The sequence below is a fragment of the Streptomyces krungchingensis genome (assembly GCF_054729265.1).
Genome location: NZ_JBPUKY010000001.1, coordinates 5,470,346 through 5,485,583, shown reverse-complemented (window position 1 = coordinate 5,485,583; position 15,238 = coordinate 5,470,346). Strand labels below are relative to the sequence as shown.

General features: G+C 67.8%; 10 protein-coding genes. 3 read left to right on the top strand and 7 right to left on the bottom strand.

What is annotated here, in order from left to right:
• Positions 1-19: 19 nt before the first annotated feature.
• Positions 20-2,431: a DUF6049 family protein gene (locus tag ACSYGO_RS24135; protein WP_460387603.1), complete on the bottom strand. Its 2,412-nt coding sequence runs from the start codon at positions 2,429-2,431 to the stop codon at positions 20-22.
• 221 nt (positions 2,432-2,652) lie between these two features.
• Between ACSYGO_RS24135 and ACSYGO_RS24130 the strand changes: the two genes are divergently transcribed.
• A complete protein-coding gene (locus ACSYGO_RS24130; RefSeq protein WP_426677080.1) occupies positions 2,653-4,137 on the top strand; it encodes a CCA tRNA nucleotidyltransferase in 1,485 nt (494 codons plus the stop codon).
• 143 nt (positions 4,138-4,280) lie between these two features.
• Here ACSYGO_RS24130 and ACSYGO_RS24125 read toward each other — a convergent pair whose 3' ends face one another.
• The 4 genes from ACSYGO_RS24125 to ACSYGO_RS24110 all read right to left on the bottom strand — a co-directional run bounded on the left by ACSYGO_RS24125 (position 4,281) and on the right by ACSYGO_RS24110 (position 8,035).
• A complete protein-coding gene (locus ACSYGO_RS24125; RefSeq protein ID WP_095935431.1) occupies positions 4,281-4,772 on the bottom strand; it encodes an LppU/SCO3897 family protein in 492 nt (163 codons plus the stop codon).
• A 112-nt stretch (positions 4,773-4,884) separates the two neighbouring features.
• Positions 4,885-6,147: an MFS transporter gene (locus ACSYGO_RS24120; RefSeq protein WP_426677081.1), complete on the bottom strand. Its 1,263-nt coding sequence runs from the start codon at positions 6,145-6,147 to the stop codon at positions 4,885-4,887.
• Positions 6,148-6,225: 78 nt separating this feature from the next.
• Positions 6,226-7,308 carry an inositol-3-phosphate synthase gene (locus ACSYGO_RS24115; protein WP_345640224.1) on the bottom strand — a complete coding sequence of 361 codons (1,083 nt, stop codon included), beginning with the start codon at positions 7,306-7,308 and terminating at the stop codon, positions 6,226-6,228.
• Between the two features lie 43 nt (positions 7,309-7,351).
• Positions 7,352-8,035, bottom strand: coding sequence for a PadR family transcriptional regulator (locus ACSYGO_RS24110; protein WP_095935428.1), 684 nt, complete (start codon positions 8,033-8,035; stop codon positions 7,352-7,354).
• Positions 8,036-8,409: 374 nt separating this feature from the next.
• Between ACSYGO_RS24110 and ACSYGO_RS24105 the strand changes: the two genes are divergently transcribed.
• Together ACSYGO_RS24105 and ACSYGO_RS24100 are read left to right on the top strand one after the other, a co-directional pair.
• On the top strand, positions 8,410-11,124 hold the full coding sequence (locus tag ACSYGO_RS24105) for a transglycosylase domain-containing protein (RefSeq protein WP_460387600.1): 2,715 nt from the start codon (positions 8,410-8,412) through the stop codon (positions 11,122-11,124).
• Between the two features lie 122 nt (positions 11,125-11,246).
• Positions 11,247-12,752 carry a glycosyltransferase family 87 protein gene (locus tag ACSYGO_RS24100; RefSeq protein WP_426677083.1) on the top strand — a complete coding sequence of 502 codons (1,506 nt, stop codon included), beginning with the start codon at positions 11,247-11,249 and terminating at the stop codon, positions 12,750-12,752.
• 91 nt (positions 12,753-12,843) lie between these two features.
• Here ACSYGO_RS24100 and ACSYGO_RS24095 read toward each other — a convergent pair whose 3' ends face one another.
• A complete protein-coding gene (locus ACSYGO_RS24095) occupies positions 12,844-13,875 on the bottom strand; it encodes an alanine racemase (RefSeq protein WP_432172849.1) in 1,032 nt (343 codons plus the stop codon).
• A 128-nt stretch (positions 13,876-14,003) separates the two neighbouring features.
• Positions 14,004-15,125: a peptidoglycan bridge formation glycyltransferase FemX gene (femX, locus tag ACSYGO_RS24090; RefSeq protein ID WP_426677085.1), complete on the bottom strand. Its 1,122-nt coding sequence runs from the start codon at positions 15,123-15,125 to the stop codon at positions 14,004-14,006.
• Positions 15,126-15,238 lie beyond the last annotated feature (113 nt).

Here is a 15,238-nt window from a genome sequence, read left to right as displayed (position 1 = left end):
CGACCGGCCACGACATCGCTCAACGGTCCACTCTCTCACCCGTCCCGGACGGGTCGGCGCTTTCCGGTGCGGTGTCCGGTGTCGGGTCACTCGGGTGCTCCGGGTCGTCTGCCCCGGACTCCGCTTCGGACTCCCTTTCGGGGCCCTTCGCGGAGTCTTCGGTGTCCTCAGTGTCTACGGTGCCGTCCGCATCCTTGTTCACGGCCTCGTCCTCGGGACCGTCCTGCGCCTCCTCGGCCTGCCGGGCGGCGGCGCGCTTGCGCTGTGTGTACATCCGGAAACCGGCGAGGACGAGCAACAGGACGCCACCACCGATGACCAGCATCACCGTCGGGGTGAACTCGGTGACCTTCACCTCGAAGGTGACCTCGGGACCGTACGCCTGACCATCGGCCGTGTACAGCTGCGCGACGACCATGACCGGGCCGTTCGCCTCGGCGGAGGTGGTGAACTTCACCGACTGGCTGTGCTCGCCGGCGACCTTGATCGGCTGCTCGTAGTAGGGGCCGTTCCCGATCTTGAGGCGGTTGGGCTTCTTCGACGTGAGACGCAGCACCAGATTGTCGACGCCCTGCACCAGGTTGTTCTGCACCGTCACGGGGATCGTGGCGCTGCGCCCGGAGAGCTTGGCGTCGGACTTGTCGATCAGCCGGACGAGCCCGGTCAGGTTGTTGAGATACGCCTCGACGCCGACACGGAAGGTGGCTGCCTCGGCGGGCCTGCCTCGCCACGACGTGGACATCCCACGGTCTATGGCCCGGCCGAACGGGGTGGCCACGCGGGACTTGTCGGTGAGGATCACCTGGAAGTTGTCGAGCTTGGTCTGTGTGGCCTGGATCCGCTCGAAGGCCGAGCGCGGCAGCTCCTGCTTCCGCAGCGAGGACGGGTAGGCGGACGCCGAGGGCACCTTCGTGGTGGCGGCCGGGTCCGGCTTGGCCTTGGCCGCGGCGGTCAGGCCCTGGGACTCCGACCAGTTCCCCTCCTGGAGGGCCTTCAGCGCCTGTGCCATCGTCTGGGCCTGGCTCGCGGACGGCATGCGCTGCGGGGCCACCACGATGCTGCGCTGCTCGTCCTCCTGCAGGTTGATCATCAGGCTCTGGGCGAGGAATTCCTGGATGGCGACCGTGGAATTGGCGGCCTTCGTCATGTCGCCCTGGAACTGGGTCGACAGACGGGCGTCCGCGACGACCGCGGTTGTCCCGCCGCCGATGGGGCGGGCGGCGCTCGGCGTGTACGACAGTCCGCCCGTCTCACGCATGCTGTCGCTGCGGGCGATCACCGTGTCGGCACCGGCCGAGGTGGCCACCTTGACGATCGAGGGGTCCACGGCGCCGTCGGCGGGCCAGGCGAACTCGGTGCTCGGCTTCACATGCAGGATCGTGTCCACCGTGCTGGCGGCCACGTCGGTGGCCTCCTTGAGGTGGCTCAGCGAACCGGTGACGTCCTTGCCGTTGTGCGCCAGCGAGGCGAGGTCGGGGTCGGCGAAGGGGAGAGCGACGACCTTCTTGTCCTGGACCGTCTTCTCCAGCTTGTCCAGCCAGGCCCGGGCGACCGCCTGGTTCTTCCCGGCCGTGGTGGTGCCGTCGGGGCCCTGGATCCGATAGCTGTCCCGCATCGCGTCCACGGAGGCCAGCAGGTCCGGGTCGAGGACCCAGGTCACGTCGAGACCGCTGCCCAGGGACAGCATCTGGTCCAGCCGGCCTCCGGGAGAGAGCTCCTTGGCCAGCTCGTCGTTCTTGAAGACGCGAGTCTGCTGCTCGTCCGATCCGGTCTCGGCCGTGAGGTGGACCGTGGAGATCAGCGGCCAGAGGTACGTCGTCCTGGTCTTGGAGTCCGCCGCCTCGGGCTGCCAGGGCAGGAACGTCCGCTCGATGCCGAGCACCTGGTCCCACTGCTGGGCCGCGGTCCGGCCGGTGAGCGAGACGGCGAGCTGGTAGACGCCGTCGTCGCCGAGATCCAGCTCCTTGACGGGCACCGAGATGCTGAAGCGCTGCGAGACGCCCGCCGCGAGTTCTGAGAACTTCGCCACGTATTTGCCGCCGACCTCCGGCGCGTCGAGGCCCGGCTGGAAGCTGGTGCGCCGTGCGGCGGTGTCGATGGCCGAGCGGCTGTTCAGGGAGGGCCCCACGCGCAGGCCCACATGGGCGTCCGTGATCTTCTGCTTGCCCTTGTTGGTGACCGAGCCGGAGACGGTGACCGTGTCGCCGTCCGTGGGGACGCTGGGGGTGAGCGAGTCGAGGGACACGTCCACCGTGCCTGAGCCCGTGGCTCGGGCCGCAGAGGCCTTCTGGACGGCCTCTGCGGGCGCGCTGAGGGGCAGCTGGAGCAGCCCTGCCAGCAGCGGTGCCCCGGCCAGCAGCGCTCCGCTGCGCCGGAGCCACCGGCGGGCAGGTGAGGGACTCGTCCCTTGGAAGTCTGCCGCCTCGGCCACGCGCTCGCCCGTCCCTCGTCGTCGTCAGTGGTCGTCGGAATGTGCGTCCACGCATGGTAACGATGCGCGCTGAGGGGAAGTGCCGCGGAGGGCTCACAAGATCGGCCGAGAGCGCCGACTGTCCTGTATATGCGCGTATTGATGCGCGTACCGAGAGAGGGCGCCCGTGCACGTTTTATGGAGGCGCTCGCGAGGGTCTCGGCCACGTACTCTTTTCTGTTGTGCCGAACGCCAACGAAGACACTTCCAGTGCCCTGAGCCAGGTGCAGCGCCGCGCGGTGAGCGAGCTGCTGCGGGTCTCCCCTGTCGCCGACGACCTCGCCCGCCGTTTTCAGGACGCCGGGTTCTCGCTCGCTTTGGTGGGCGGCTCGGTCCGGGACGCCCTCCTCGGCCGGCTCGGCAACGATCTGGACTTCACGACCGACGCGCGCCCCGAGGATGTGCTCAAGATCGTGCGGCCCTGGGCGGACGCCGTCTGGGAGGTCGGGATCGCCTTCGGCACGGTGGGCGCTCAGAAGGACGCCCGGGTGGACGACGTGGAGCAGTCCTTCCAGATCGAGATCACGACGTACCGGTCCGAGGCGTACGACCGGACCTCGCGCAAGCCCGAGGTCTCCTACGGCGACTCCATCGAGGACGATCTCGTGCGCCGGGACTTCACGGTGAACGCCATGGCCGTGGCGCTGCCGGAGAAGGAGTTCATCGACCCGCACGGCGGGCTCGGTGACCTGTCCGCCCGTGTTCTGCGCACCCCGGGCACCCCGCAGGCGTCCTTCTCGGACGATCCGCTGCGGATGATGAGGGCCGCGCGATTCGCCGCGCAGCTCGACTTCGAGGTGGCGCCCGAGGTCGTCGCGGCGATGACGGACATGGCGGTACGCATCGAGATCGTCTCGGCGGAGCGGGTGCGGGACGAGCTGAACAAGCTGATCCTTTCCGCGCACCCACGCAAGGGGCTGACGCTGCTGGTGGACACGGGCCTCGCCGATCATGTGCTGCCCGAGCTCCCCGCGCTGCGTCTGGAACGTGACGAGCACCACCGGCACAAGGACGTCTACGACCACACCCTGATCGTCCTGGAGCAGGCGATGGCTCTGGAGGAGACAGGCCCCGACCTGACCCTCCGGCTCGCCGCGCTGCTGCACGACATCGGCAAGCCGCGCACACGCCGCTTCGAGAAGGACGGCCGGGTCTCCTTCCACCACCACGAGGTGGTGGGCGCCAAGATGACCAAGAAGCGGATGACCGCACTCAAGTACTCGAACGATCTCGTGAAGGACGTCTCCCGACTCGTCGAACTTCACCTGCGCTTCCACGGGTACGGAACGGGCGAGTGGACGGACTCTGCCGTCCGGCGCTACGTGCGTGACGGCGGACCGCTTCTCGACCGTCTGCACAAGCTGACCCGTTCCGACTGCACCACGCGGAACAAGCGGAAGGCTTCGGCGCTGTCCCGCGCCTATGACGGGCTGGAGGAGCGCATCGCTCTGCTCAAGGAGCAGGAGGAGCTCGACGCGATCCGCCCGGACCTCGACGGCAACCAGATCATGGAGATCCTCGGCATCGGTCCGGGTCCGGCCATCGGTCAGGCGTACAAGTTCCTGCTGGAGCTGCGCCTCGAGAACGGCCCGATGGAGTACGACGCGGCTGTGACGGAGCTCAAGGAGTGGTGGGCTGCTCGGCAGGACGTTGCCGCGCAGAGCTGAGGTGCTCGCAGCCGCGTCATGTTTCACGTGAAACATGACGCGGTGAGCGAGGCCAGGCTTCCCGGCCGGAGTGGCCGGGGCATGCGAAAAGGGCGGTGTTTCACGTGAAACACCGCCCTTTTCGCTACGTCCGGCTCCGTGGGTTACTTGTTGTCACCCAGGCAGAGCGTGAAGGACTCGCCGGTTTCCTTCCACGTCAGCGTGGCCGTCGTGCCCGTGACGCTCTGGCAGGTCAGCTGGGGAAGCGAGGCGCCGTCCGCCTTCTTGAGGACCTTGTGCGTGGCCTTGGAGTCGCTGCAGTCGACCTGGACGACATCCGGGTCGTTGTCCGAGCCCTTGTTGTACAGGCAGTCGCCGACAGCAAGCTTCTTGGCGTCCTCGCCGTCCTTGCTGACCAGCCATCCGCCGACGATGACGGCGAGGCCCGCGACGGCCACGATTATGCGGAGGTACTGCTTGAAGCCGCGCTTCGGGGCCTGCGGCGGCACCGGGGCGTACGGGGCGCCCTGCTGCGGGTAGCCGGGCTGGCCGGGCTGCTGCGGGTAACCCTGCGGCGGCTGCTGGCCGTAGGGAGCCTGCCCCTGGGGCGGGGTCTGAGCGAACGGGTTCTGGCCCTGGGGCGGCGGAGTGGTCACTTGGGGGTCCCCCTAGAACGTAGGCACGTGACGCGAATAAGACGCACGTAAGCTATCGGGCCGCTGTGACAACTCAGTAGTCCGGAGGGGGTCTGTGGCACTGATGTGACACTTACTGCAGTTCAAAGCGGGCCATAGTCGCAGCAATCGCCCCGTAGAGCACCGCCACGGTGACGACGAGAGAAACCGAGCGTCCGTCAGGAGGCAGTATCAGGGCGGCCACTGCGGCGGCGCCGACGAAGGCGACGTTGAACAGGACGTCGTACACGGAGAAGATCCGGCCCCGGAATCCGTCGTCCACCGATGACTGCACGATCGTGTCCGTGGCGATCTTGGCGCCTTGTGTGGTCACGCCCAGGACGAACGCCGCGACCATCATGGGCGCGGGGGCGAAGGGAAGGGCGAGCGCGGGCTCCAGGATCGCGGCGGCTCCAGCGCACACGACGATCCAGCCGCCGGGGCCCAGCCGGCCGGCCGCCCAGGGCGTCACCACGGCCGCGACGAAGAAGCCCGCCCCCGAGATGCCCACGGCGAGCCCCAGCAGGGCCAGCCCGTCGTCGGACTCGGACGCCCAGGCGTACCGGCAGAGCATCAGCACCATGACGGTCAGGGCGCCGTAGCAGAAGCGCATCAGCGTCATCGCCAGGAGCGCCCAGGCGGCCTCCCGCCGGGCCGGCTCGGCCAGGTGTCGTACGCCTGCCGCCAGGCCTCGCGCGGTACCGGTGACGGCCGAGATGAAGCGAGGGTTGGCGGAGGACCGGTCCGGACCGAGCAGCTCCGGGGCGATGCGCAGAGAGGCGAGAGCGGCACACAGATAGAGGGCCGCGCCGACGAGGACGACCGCCGCGTCTGAGTCCGAGGCGACCAGACGCACGGCGAAAGCGAGAGCGCCGCCGATCGTCGCGGCGAGCGTGCCCGCCGTCGGAGAAAGAGAGTTGGCCATCACCAGGCGGTCGCGGTCGACGACGCGGGGCAGCGCGGCCGAGAGACCGGCCAGGATGAAGCGGTTCACCGCGGTGACGCACAGCGCGGAGACGTAGAAGAGCCAGTCGGGGACATGGCTCAGCATCAGAACGGCCGTCACGCACGCCAGCGCGGTCCGCAGCAGATTGCCGTACAGAAAAACCTGACGGCGCCGCCAGCGGTCCAACAGCACGCCCGCGAAGGGTCCGACGAGGGAGTACGGGAGCAGCAGGACCGCCATCGCGGAGGCGATCGAAGCCGCCGAGGTCTGCTTCTCCGGCGAGAAGACCACATATGTGGCGAGGGCGACCTGATAGACGCCGTCGGCGCCCTGGGACAGCAGCCGTATGCCGAGCAGGCGTCTGAAGCCCTGGAAACGCAGAAGTACGCGCAGGTCACGCACGACAGCCATGGGGCACAGCCTCACATACGAGGAGGGTCCCCGGGCGCAATGCCCGAGGACCCTCAACAGCACTCACGAGGATGTGCTTTAGCGCTCGACCTCGCCCTTGATGAACTTCTCGACGTTGGCGAAGGCCTCGTCGTCGAAGTACTGGACCGGCGGGGACTTCATGAAGTAGCTCGACGCGGAGAGGATCGGGCCGCCGATGCCGCGGTCCTTGGCGATCTTCGCGGCACGCAGGGCGTCGATGATGACACCCGCGGAGTTCGGGGAGTCCCAGACCTCGAGCTTGTACTCCAGGTTCAGCGGAACGTCACCGAAGGCACGACCCTCGAGGCGCACGTACGCCCACTTACGGTCGTCCAGCCACGCCACGTAGTCCGACGGACCGATGTGGACGTTCTTCTCGCCCAGGTCGCGGTCGGGGATCTGCGAGGTGACGGCCTGCGTCTTCGAGATCTTCTTCGACTCGAGGCGGTCACGCTCCAGCATGTTCTTGAAGTCCATGTTGCCGCCGACGTTGAGCTGCATGGTGCGCTCGAGACGGACACCGCGGTCCTCGAACAGCTTCGCCATCACGCGGTGCGTGATGGTGGCGCCGACCTGCGACTTGATGTCGTCGCCGACGATCGGGACACCGGCCTCGGTGAACTTGTCGGCCCACTCCTTGGTGCCGGCGATGAAGACCGGGAGGGCGTTGACGAAGGCGACCTTGGCGTCGATCGCGCACTGCGCATAGAACTTCGCCGCGTCCTCGGAACCGACGGGCAGGTAGCAGACGAGAACGTCGACCTGCTTGTCCTTGAGGATCTGGACGACGTCGACCGGGGCCTCGGCGGACTCCTCGATGGTCTGGCGGTAGTACTTGCCGAGACCGTCCAGGGTGTGGCCGCGCTGGACCGTCACGCCCTTGTTCGGGACGTCGCAGATCTTGATGGTGTTGTTCTCGCTGGCGCCGATGGCGTCCGAGAGGTCGAGGCCGACCTTCTTCGCGTCGACGTCGAAGGCCGCGACGAACTCGACGTCACCGACGTGGTAGTCGCCGAACTGGACGTGCATGAGGCCCGGCACCTTGGACGCCGGGTCGGCGTCCTTGTAGTACTCGACGCCCTGTACCAGCGACGCGGCGCAGTTGCCCACGCCGACGATGGCTACGCGAACCGAACCCATTCCGGTTGCTCCCTGTGTGTATCGGTGAAACCCCGAATGGGCCTCACGTGGCGGTGTCGTCGGACGGATCCGGCCGGGTGCTGTCCCGGTGCCGGGGCAGGCCGCCCGTCTCTCCAGATGTGCTGTCCTGCTGAGCGGAGCCTTCGGAGGCGGAACCCTTGATGTCCCGTCCCGCTCGCTCGCTCTCGATGAGCTCGTTCAGCCAGCGCACTTCGCGCTCCACGGACTCCATTCCGTGGCGCTGGAGCTCAAGCGTGTAGTCGTCGAGGCGCTCCCGGGTGCGCGCCAGGGAGGCGCGCATCTTCTCCAGACGCTCCTCCAGCCGGCTGCGGCGGCCCTCCAGTACGCGCATGCGTACGTCGCGTGACGTCTGCCCGAAGAAGGCGAAGCGAGCAGCGAAGTGCTCGTCCTCGTACGCGTCCGGGCCCGTCTGCGAGAGCAGCTCTTCGAAGTGGTCCTTACCTTCTGCCGTCAACCGGTAGACGATCTTGGCGCGACGCCCGGCGAGTGGTGCGGCGAGGGCGTCCTCAGGTGCCGACCCCGACTCCTCGATCAACCAGCCGTTGGCGACCAGCGTCTTGAGGCAGGGGTAGAGCGTCCCGTAGCTGAACGCACGGAACACACCCAGTGACGTATTGAGTCGTTTGCGCAGCTCGTAGCCGTGCATCGGGGATTCGCGGAGCAGGCCGAGTACGGCGAATTCGAGGATCCCGGAACGCCGGCTCATCGTCGCCTCCTCCCCTGTCGTCACCCGTCAGCGCGGCCTTTATGCCGCGCTGATGTATCGACTCGATACATCAGCACGATAGAACGACCATCCGGATGCGACAAGAGGGGTCACGGTGAACGGCGTCACATCACCGATTCATACGAAGCGAGTTGCCTGATTTGAGGTGAACTTCGAACCTAGGTGGGTTTTGGCGGTGCGTAGTCTGTGCGGCATGCACACCACCGGGAACCGAGTGACACCTGAGGGCGTCATCGTCTTTGGTGCAGTACGGGTGAATGCACAAACGACCAAATCCGTACTTCGGGGGGACCGGAAACCAGCCGCCGTTTCCAGGCGCGCAAGGGTGCGCCTGCCCGAGGAGTAATCGTTCGATGAGCGAGCACCGTCGCAAACCGCCGCAGCCGCAGGGCGGCGGACGTGCCGCGGCCCGACGCGGCCAGCCCGGCCCGTCCGAGGGCCGCCGCGCGGCACCGCGAGGCGCCACCGGGTCTCCTTCCGATTCCTATGGTTCGGGGGGTGAAGAGCGCCCGTTCGCCAGCCGTGCCGAGGCTCGGCGGGCCGCACAGCGAAGTAGTAGTGGTGGCGGAGGCCGACGCAGAGCGGCCGACGGTGCCGGGCGAGGCCCCGGAGGCGGTGGCGGCCGACGCGGCGGCCCCGCGGGGCCGAACGGGCCCGGACGCGGCCGTGGCCGCGCTCCCGTGCCCGCCAAGAAGCGCATCATCGACTACCCGCGTGCCGGCAAGTACGGCGCTGCACGATGGGTGCCGTCGTGGAAGCTCGTCACCGGGCTGTTCATCGGCTTCTGCGGCAGCCTGGTCGCGGTGGCCGGTATCGCGTACGCGATGGTGTCCGTGCCCAAGGTCGCCGATACCGCCACGGCGCAGAACAACGTCTACTACTGGGCCGACGGCACGGAGATGGTCGCCACCGGTGGTGAGACGAACCGGCAGATCATCAACTACGACCAGATCCCGGCAGCGATGCGGTACGCGGTCATCTCGCAGGAGAACAAGACCTTCGAGACCGACAGCGGCATCGACCCCAAGGGCATCGCGCGCGCCCTGTTCAACATGGCCAAGGGCGGCCAGACCCAGGGTGGCTCGACCATCACCCAGCAGTACGTCAAGAACGCGATGCTGGACGACCAGTCGCAGACGGTCTCGCGAAAGTTCAAGGAGCTCTTCGTCGCGATCAAGGTGGGCGCCACGGTCGACAAGGACGACATCATGGCCGGCTACCTGAACTCCGCGTACTACGGTCGCGGTGCCTACGGCATCCAGGCGGGCGCGCGGGCGTACTTCAACAAGGACGCCGTCGACCTGGACGAGAGCGAGTGCGCCTTCCTCTCGGCGGTGCTCAAGGGCGCCACGTACTACGACCCGGCGGGCGCGACCGAGGTCGACCCCGCGGCCAGCCCCAAGGAAAACACGAGGCGGCTCAGGGCCCAGTGGGCGGACACCTTGGACAAGGAGGTCGAGTACGGTCACCTGAGCGTCGCGAAGCGCGACCAGTTCAAGGACCTGCCCAAGTGGAAGAACCCGCGGTCCAACACCCGGCTCAGCGGCCAGATCGGCTATCTCGTCGACCTCGCCAAGGGCTACATCGTCAACAACACGGACATCACGGCCAGCCAGCTCCAGCGGGGCGGCTACTCGATCCACACGACCTTCGACAAGAAGAAGGTCAACGCGCTCACCGCGGCCGTGTCGAAGGTCCAGAAGGCCAACATCAAGCCCAAGCAGCGCCCGAAGACGGACACGCACGTCCAGTTCGGCGGGGCCTCCATCGACCCCGACACCGGCGCGATCAAGGCCATCTACGGCGGTGAGGACGCGACCAAGCACTTCACCAACAACGCCGACCAGACCGGTGCCCAGGTGGGTTCGACGTTCAAGCCCTTCGTACTGGCGGCGGCCATGTCCTGGGGTGCTCGTGATCCCGACGGTGACCAGGTCCAGGCGCAGGACGAGCGCACCATCGTCTCTCCGAAGAGTCTCTACAGCGGCAAGAACAAGCTGAAGATCCGCGACTACGACCGTCAGGTCTGGATGGACGACAAGGGCAAGGAGTGGCTCCAGCGGAACGACGGCAACCAGTCGTACAACCCGCCGAGCTACAAGATCGACCTGCGTGAGGCGATGCGGGAGTCGGTGAACTCCGCGTACGTCCAGCTGGGCATGGACGTCGGCCTGGACAAGGTCAAGGAGGCCGTCCTGGACGCCGGCATCCTGAAGTCGAGTCTGGCCAGCTCCAACTATCCGTCGTTCTCGCTGGGTACGTCCTCGCCGAGCGCCATCCGCATGGCGGGCTCGTACGCCACCTTCGCCGCCAGCGGCAAGCAGCGTGACCCGTACTCGGTCGATAAGATCACCAACAAGGACGGCACGGTCTTCCGTCACGCCGACGTCGCGAAGACGAAGCAGGCCTTCACCGAGAAGGTGGCCGACAACGTCACCGACGTCCTGAAGACCGTGGTCGAGAAGGGAACCGGTACCAACGCCCAGCTGACGGGCCGGGAGGTGGCCGGTAAGACCGGTACCACCGACGGCAACAAGTCCGCCTGGTTCGTCGGGTACACGCCCCAGCTGTCGACCGCGATCGGCATGTACCGCCTGGACGACGACGCGTCGAACAAGAACCGCCAGTTCCTCCAGATGTACGGCACGGGTGGCGAGAAGACCATCCACGGTGCTTCGTTCCCGTCGCAGATCTGGCGCGACTACATGGAGCAGGCGCTGAAGGGCGAGAAGGCGATTCCGTTCCCGAAGCCCGAGGAGATCGGCGAGGTCCTCAACGACGTCCCGAGCCCGAGCGTGACCCCCTCGGCCACCGAGAGCACGGTGGAGAGCCCGACTCCGACCCCGACCCCCAGCGAGACCGTGACGTCTCCCTCGCCCTCGACGAGTGAGACCTGCAACAAGTTCGACTGGAACTGCAACAACAACGGCGGGACGGACAACGGCGGCACCGATACCGGTGGCACCGACGGGGGCGTCACGTCCACACCGACGGAGACCACCACGACCGGGAGCACCAGAGGCAACGGCAATGGCAACGGAGGGATCTTCGGGGGACCAGCCGGTTAGCTGCCGTCAGCCAGTCTGTTTCACGTGAAACACACCGTTTCGCGCGGAACGAGGGCCGCCGCACCCCACCAGGTGCGGCGGCCCTCGGCGTATTCCCAGACTCGTACGGCAGGATGTGCGGCATGCCCAGTGCAGAGACGACGCGAGCGAGCGCGCACGAGCCGGAGCTGGTACGGCCGACCAGGGAGGACCAGGTCGCCGCGAACGGCAGCGAGCTGTTCGGCGGCCCCATCGGACGCCGAGCCCTGCTCGGCACGTCCTGGTGGACACCCGTGCGCGTGATTGCGCTCGTGGCGATCGGCATGTTCGCCCTCGGCATGGTGCAGAAGCTGCCCTGCTACGACGGCGCCTGGTTCTTCGGCGCCAGCTCGCAGTACACGCACGCGTGTTATTCGGACATCCCGCACCTCTATCAAGGGCGGGGCTTCGCCGACGGGCTCGTGCCGTACTTCGACAAGATCCCCGGCGACATGCAGTACCTCGAGTACCCGGTGCTGACCGGAGTCTTCATGGAGGTCGCGGCCTGGCTCACGCCGGGCGGCGGGAGCATCCAGCACCAGGAACAGATCTACTGGATGGTCAATGCCGGGATGCTGATGGTGTGCGCGGCGGTCATCGCCGTCTGCACCGCCCGCACCCACCGCCGGCGCCCGTGGGACGGCCTCCTGGTCGCTCTGGCGCCCGCCTTCGCCCTCACGGCCACCATCAACTGGGATCTCCTCGCCGTCGCCCTGCTGGCCGCCGCGATGCTGATGTGGTCACGGGGCCGCGTGCTGGCGTTCGGTGTGCTGATCGGGCTCGCCACGGCCGCGAAGTTCTACCCCTTCCTGGTGCTGGGGCCGCTCTTCCTGCTCTGCTGGCGGGCCGGCAGGTGGCGCGAGTTCGGCACGGCCCTGCTCGGCGCCGTGGGAGCCTGGCTCGCGGTGAACCTTCCGGTCATGTACTTCGCCCCGGAAGGGTGGGCGAAGTTCTACAGCTTCAGCCACGACCGCGGCGTCGACTTCGGCTCGGTCTTCCTGTTCATCTCGCAGTGGCTGAAGATCACGATCACCCCCGACGCCGCGAACAACTGGGCGCTGGTCATGATGGTGCTCGCCTGTGTGGGACTGACCGTCCTCACGCTCACCGCCCCGCGACGCCCCCGCTTCGCCCAGCTCGCCTTCCTGATCGTCGCGGTCTTCATCCTCACCAACAAGGTCTACTCGCCGCAGTACGTGCTGTGGCTGGTTCCGCTCGCCGCGCTGGCCCGGCCGCGCTGGCGGGACTTCCTGATCTGGCAGGCGTGCGAGGTCACGTACTTCCTGGGGATCTGGCTGTACCTCGCGTACACGACCAGTGGTGACGCCCACAAGGGCCTGCCGACGGACGGATACCAAGTCGCCATCCTCGTGCACCTGGTGGGGACCCTGTACCTCTGCGCCGTGGTCGTCCGGGACATCTTCATGCCGGAGCGCGACCCGGTTCGCCGGTCGGGCGACGACGATCCCTCGGGCGGTGTGCTGGACGAGTCCGAGGACGTCTTCGTCCTCGGTGCGGCGGCCCATCCGCCGCGGCATGCGGCGCACTTCGAGGGGCCTCAGGTCGAGTGGGGCAGCCGCCCCGCACCGGCAGTCGAGGGTTCGCCCTGAGCGAACAGGGCGTAGAGGGGCCACGCAAAAGGCCGTACACGGGTCTCCGTGTACGGCCTTTCTGCTGCTGTGGTCCGGTGGAACCCCGGGCTCAGCGCTCGACGATGCGGTCGAACTGCGTGGTGGTGTGCCGCAGATGCGCCACCAGTTCGTCGCCCACCTTCGGTTCCGTGGCGTCCGACGGCACGAAGAGGATCGACACCTGCATGTGCGGCGGCTCGGCGAACCAGCGCTGCTTGCCCGCCCAGACGAACGGAGAAAGGTTCCGGTTGACCGTCGCGAGGCCGGCGCGTGCGACGCCCTTGGCGCGCGGCATGACGCCGTGCAGCGCCTTCGGGGCCTCCAGGCCCACGCCGTGCGACGTACCGCCCGCCACCACGACCAGCCAGCCGTCGGAGGCCGTCTTCTGCTGCCGGTAGCCGAAGCGGTCGCCCTTGGAGACCCGCGTGACGTCCAGGACGGCTCCGCGGTACTCGGTGGCTTCGTGGTCGCCCAGCCACAGCCGCGTGCCGATGCGGGCCCGGAAGCGGGTCTGCGGGAACTGCTGCTGGAGCCGCGCGAGCTCCTCGGCCTTGAGGTGGCTGACGAACATCGTGTGCAGCGGCAGCCGGGCGGCACGCAGGCGGTCCATCCAGCCGATGACTTCCTCGACGGCGTCCGAGCCGTCGGTGCGGTCGAGCGGCAGGTGGATGGCGAAGCCCTCCAGCCGGACGTTCTCTATGGCGGCGTGCAGATGGGGCAGGTCCTGCTCGCTGACGCCGTGGCGCTTCATCGAGGACATCACCTCGATGACGACACGGGCCCCCACAAGGCCGTACACGCCGTCCACGGACGATACGGAGCGGATGACGCGGTCGGGCAGCGGCACGGGCTCCTCGCCCCGCCTGAACGGCGTCAGCACCAGCAGGTCGCCACCGAACCAGTCCTTGATCCGGGCGGCCTCGTAGGTGGTGCCGACCGCGAGGATGTCCGAGCCGAGGCGTGTGGCCTCGTCCGCGAGCCGCTGGTGGCCGAAGCCGTAGCCGTTGCCCTTGCAGACGGGGACCAGCCCCGGAAACTGCTCGGACACGTGCTTGTGGTGTGCCCGCCAGCGCGCGGTGTCGACGTAGAGCGTGAGCGCCATGGCCGGTCCCGGAACCTTTCTCGTGGCTGCGGTGTATCAGAGGTATGAAAGGAAATTGTGGCGGATCCGCCGGACCTGTGGGGCGACGCCGTGCCGGAATTGCGGCTCGGCGGGTGGTCCGGGCCGGTTCAGCGGCGCGACATGTAGATGTCGAGCGCCTTGTGGAGCAGCTTGTTGAGGGGGAAGTCCCACTCGCCGAGGTACTCCGCGGCCTGGCCGCCGGTGCCCACCTTGAACTGGATGAGGCCGAAGAGGTGGTCGGTCTCGTCCAGGGAGTCGGAGATGCCGCGCAGGTCGTAGACGGTCGCGCCGAGGGCGTACGCGTCGCGCAGCATCCGCCACTGCATCGCGTTCGAGGGCCGGACCTCACGGCCGATGTTGTCCGAGGCTCCGTAGGAGTACCAGACGTGTCCGCCGACGACGAGCATCGTCGCGGCCGACAGGTTCACGCCGTTGTGGCGCGCGAAGTACAGCCGCATGCGGTTGGGGTCCTCGGTGTTGAGAGCCGTCCACATGCGCTGGAAGTACGAGAGCGGGCGGGGCCGGAAGTGGTCGCGCACGGCCGTGATCTCGTACAGCCGCTGCCATTCCTCCAGGTCCTGGTAGCCGCCCTGGACGACCTCGACGCCGGCCTTCTCGGCCTTCTTGATGTTGCGGCGCCACAGCTGGTTGAAGTTCTTGTGCACCTCTTCCAGGGAGCGGTTCGCGAGCGGCACCTGGAAGACATAGCGGGGCTGGACATCGCCGAAGCCGGCGCCGCCGTCCTCGCCCTGCTGCCAGCCCATGCGGCGGAGCTTGTCGGCGACCTCGAAGGCGCGCGGCTCGATGAAGTCGGCCTCGATGTCACGCAGGCGCTTGACGTCCGGATTCTGGATGCCGCCCTTGATGGACGCGGCCTCCCAGCGCCGGATGATCACCGGCGGGCCCATCTTCACGGAGAAGGCGCCCTGCTGCTTGAGGTGCGCGAGCATCGGCTGGAGCCAGTCGTCGAGGTTCGGCGCGAACCAGTTGATGACCGGGCCCTCGGGGAGATAGGCGAGATAGCGCTTGATCTTGGGCAGCTGGCGGTAGAGCACCATGCCCGCTCCGACCATCTCGCCGGTCCGGTCGTCGAACCAGCCGAGGTTCTCGGAGCGCCACTCCGCCTTGACGTCTGCCCAGGCCGGGACCTGCATGTGGCTCGCCGCGGGCAGGCTCTGGATGTATGCCAGATGCTGCTCTCGACTGATGGTCCTCAGGGTCAGGCTCATTCGGGGCGCTCCTCGGGCTGGTGTGTCCCCATGGGTACAGGGGCTCCGGCTCTCGCGCCGAAGCCTACTGCGCCCTGCGAGCGCCCCGTCTGGCCGTATGGAACCTGGGCCCC

What these genes read in the sequence shown, in the direction of transcription:
- ACSYGO_RS24120 (WP_426677081.1), bottom strand. Translation starts at nt 6,147, where the DNA reads ATGGCTGTCGTGCGTGACCTGCGCGTACTTCTGCGTTTCCAGGGCTTC.
- ACSYGO_RS24115 (WP_345640224.1), bottom strand. Translation starts at nt 7,308, where the DNA reads ATGGGTTCGGTTCGCGTAGCCATCGTCGGCGTGGGCAACTGCGCCGCG.
- ACSYGO_RS24100 (WP_426677083.1), top strand. Translation starts at nt 11,247, where the DNA reads ATGCCCAGTGCAGAGACGACGCGAGCGAGCGCGCACGAGCCGGAGCTG.
- ACSYGO_RS24110 (WP_095935428.1), bottom strand. Translation starts at nt 8,035, where the DNA reads ATGAGCCGGCGTTCCGGGATCCTCGAATTCGCCGTACTCGGCCTGCTC.
- ACSYGO_RS24105 (WP_460387600.1), top strand. Translation starts at nt 8,410, where the DNA reads ATGAGCGAGCACCGTCGCAAACCGCCGCAGCCGCAGGGCGGCGGACGT.
- ACSYGO_RS24095 (WP_432172849.1), bottom strand. Translation starts at nt 13,875, where the DNA reads ATGGCGCTCACGCTCTACGTCGACACCGCGCGCTGGCGGGCACACCAC.
- femX (WP_426677085.1), bottom strand. Translation starts at nt 15,125, where the DNA reads ATGAGCCTGACCCTGAGGACCATCAGTCGAGAGCAGCATCTGGCATAC.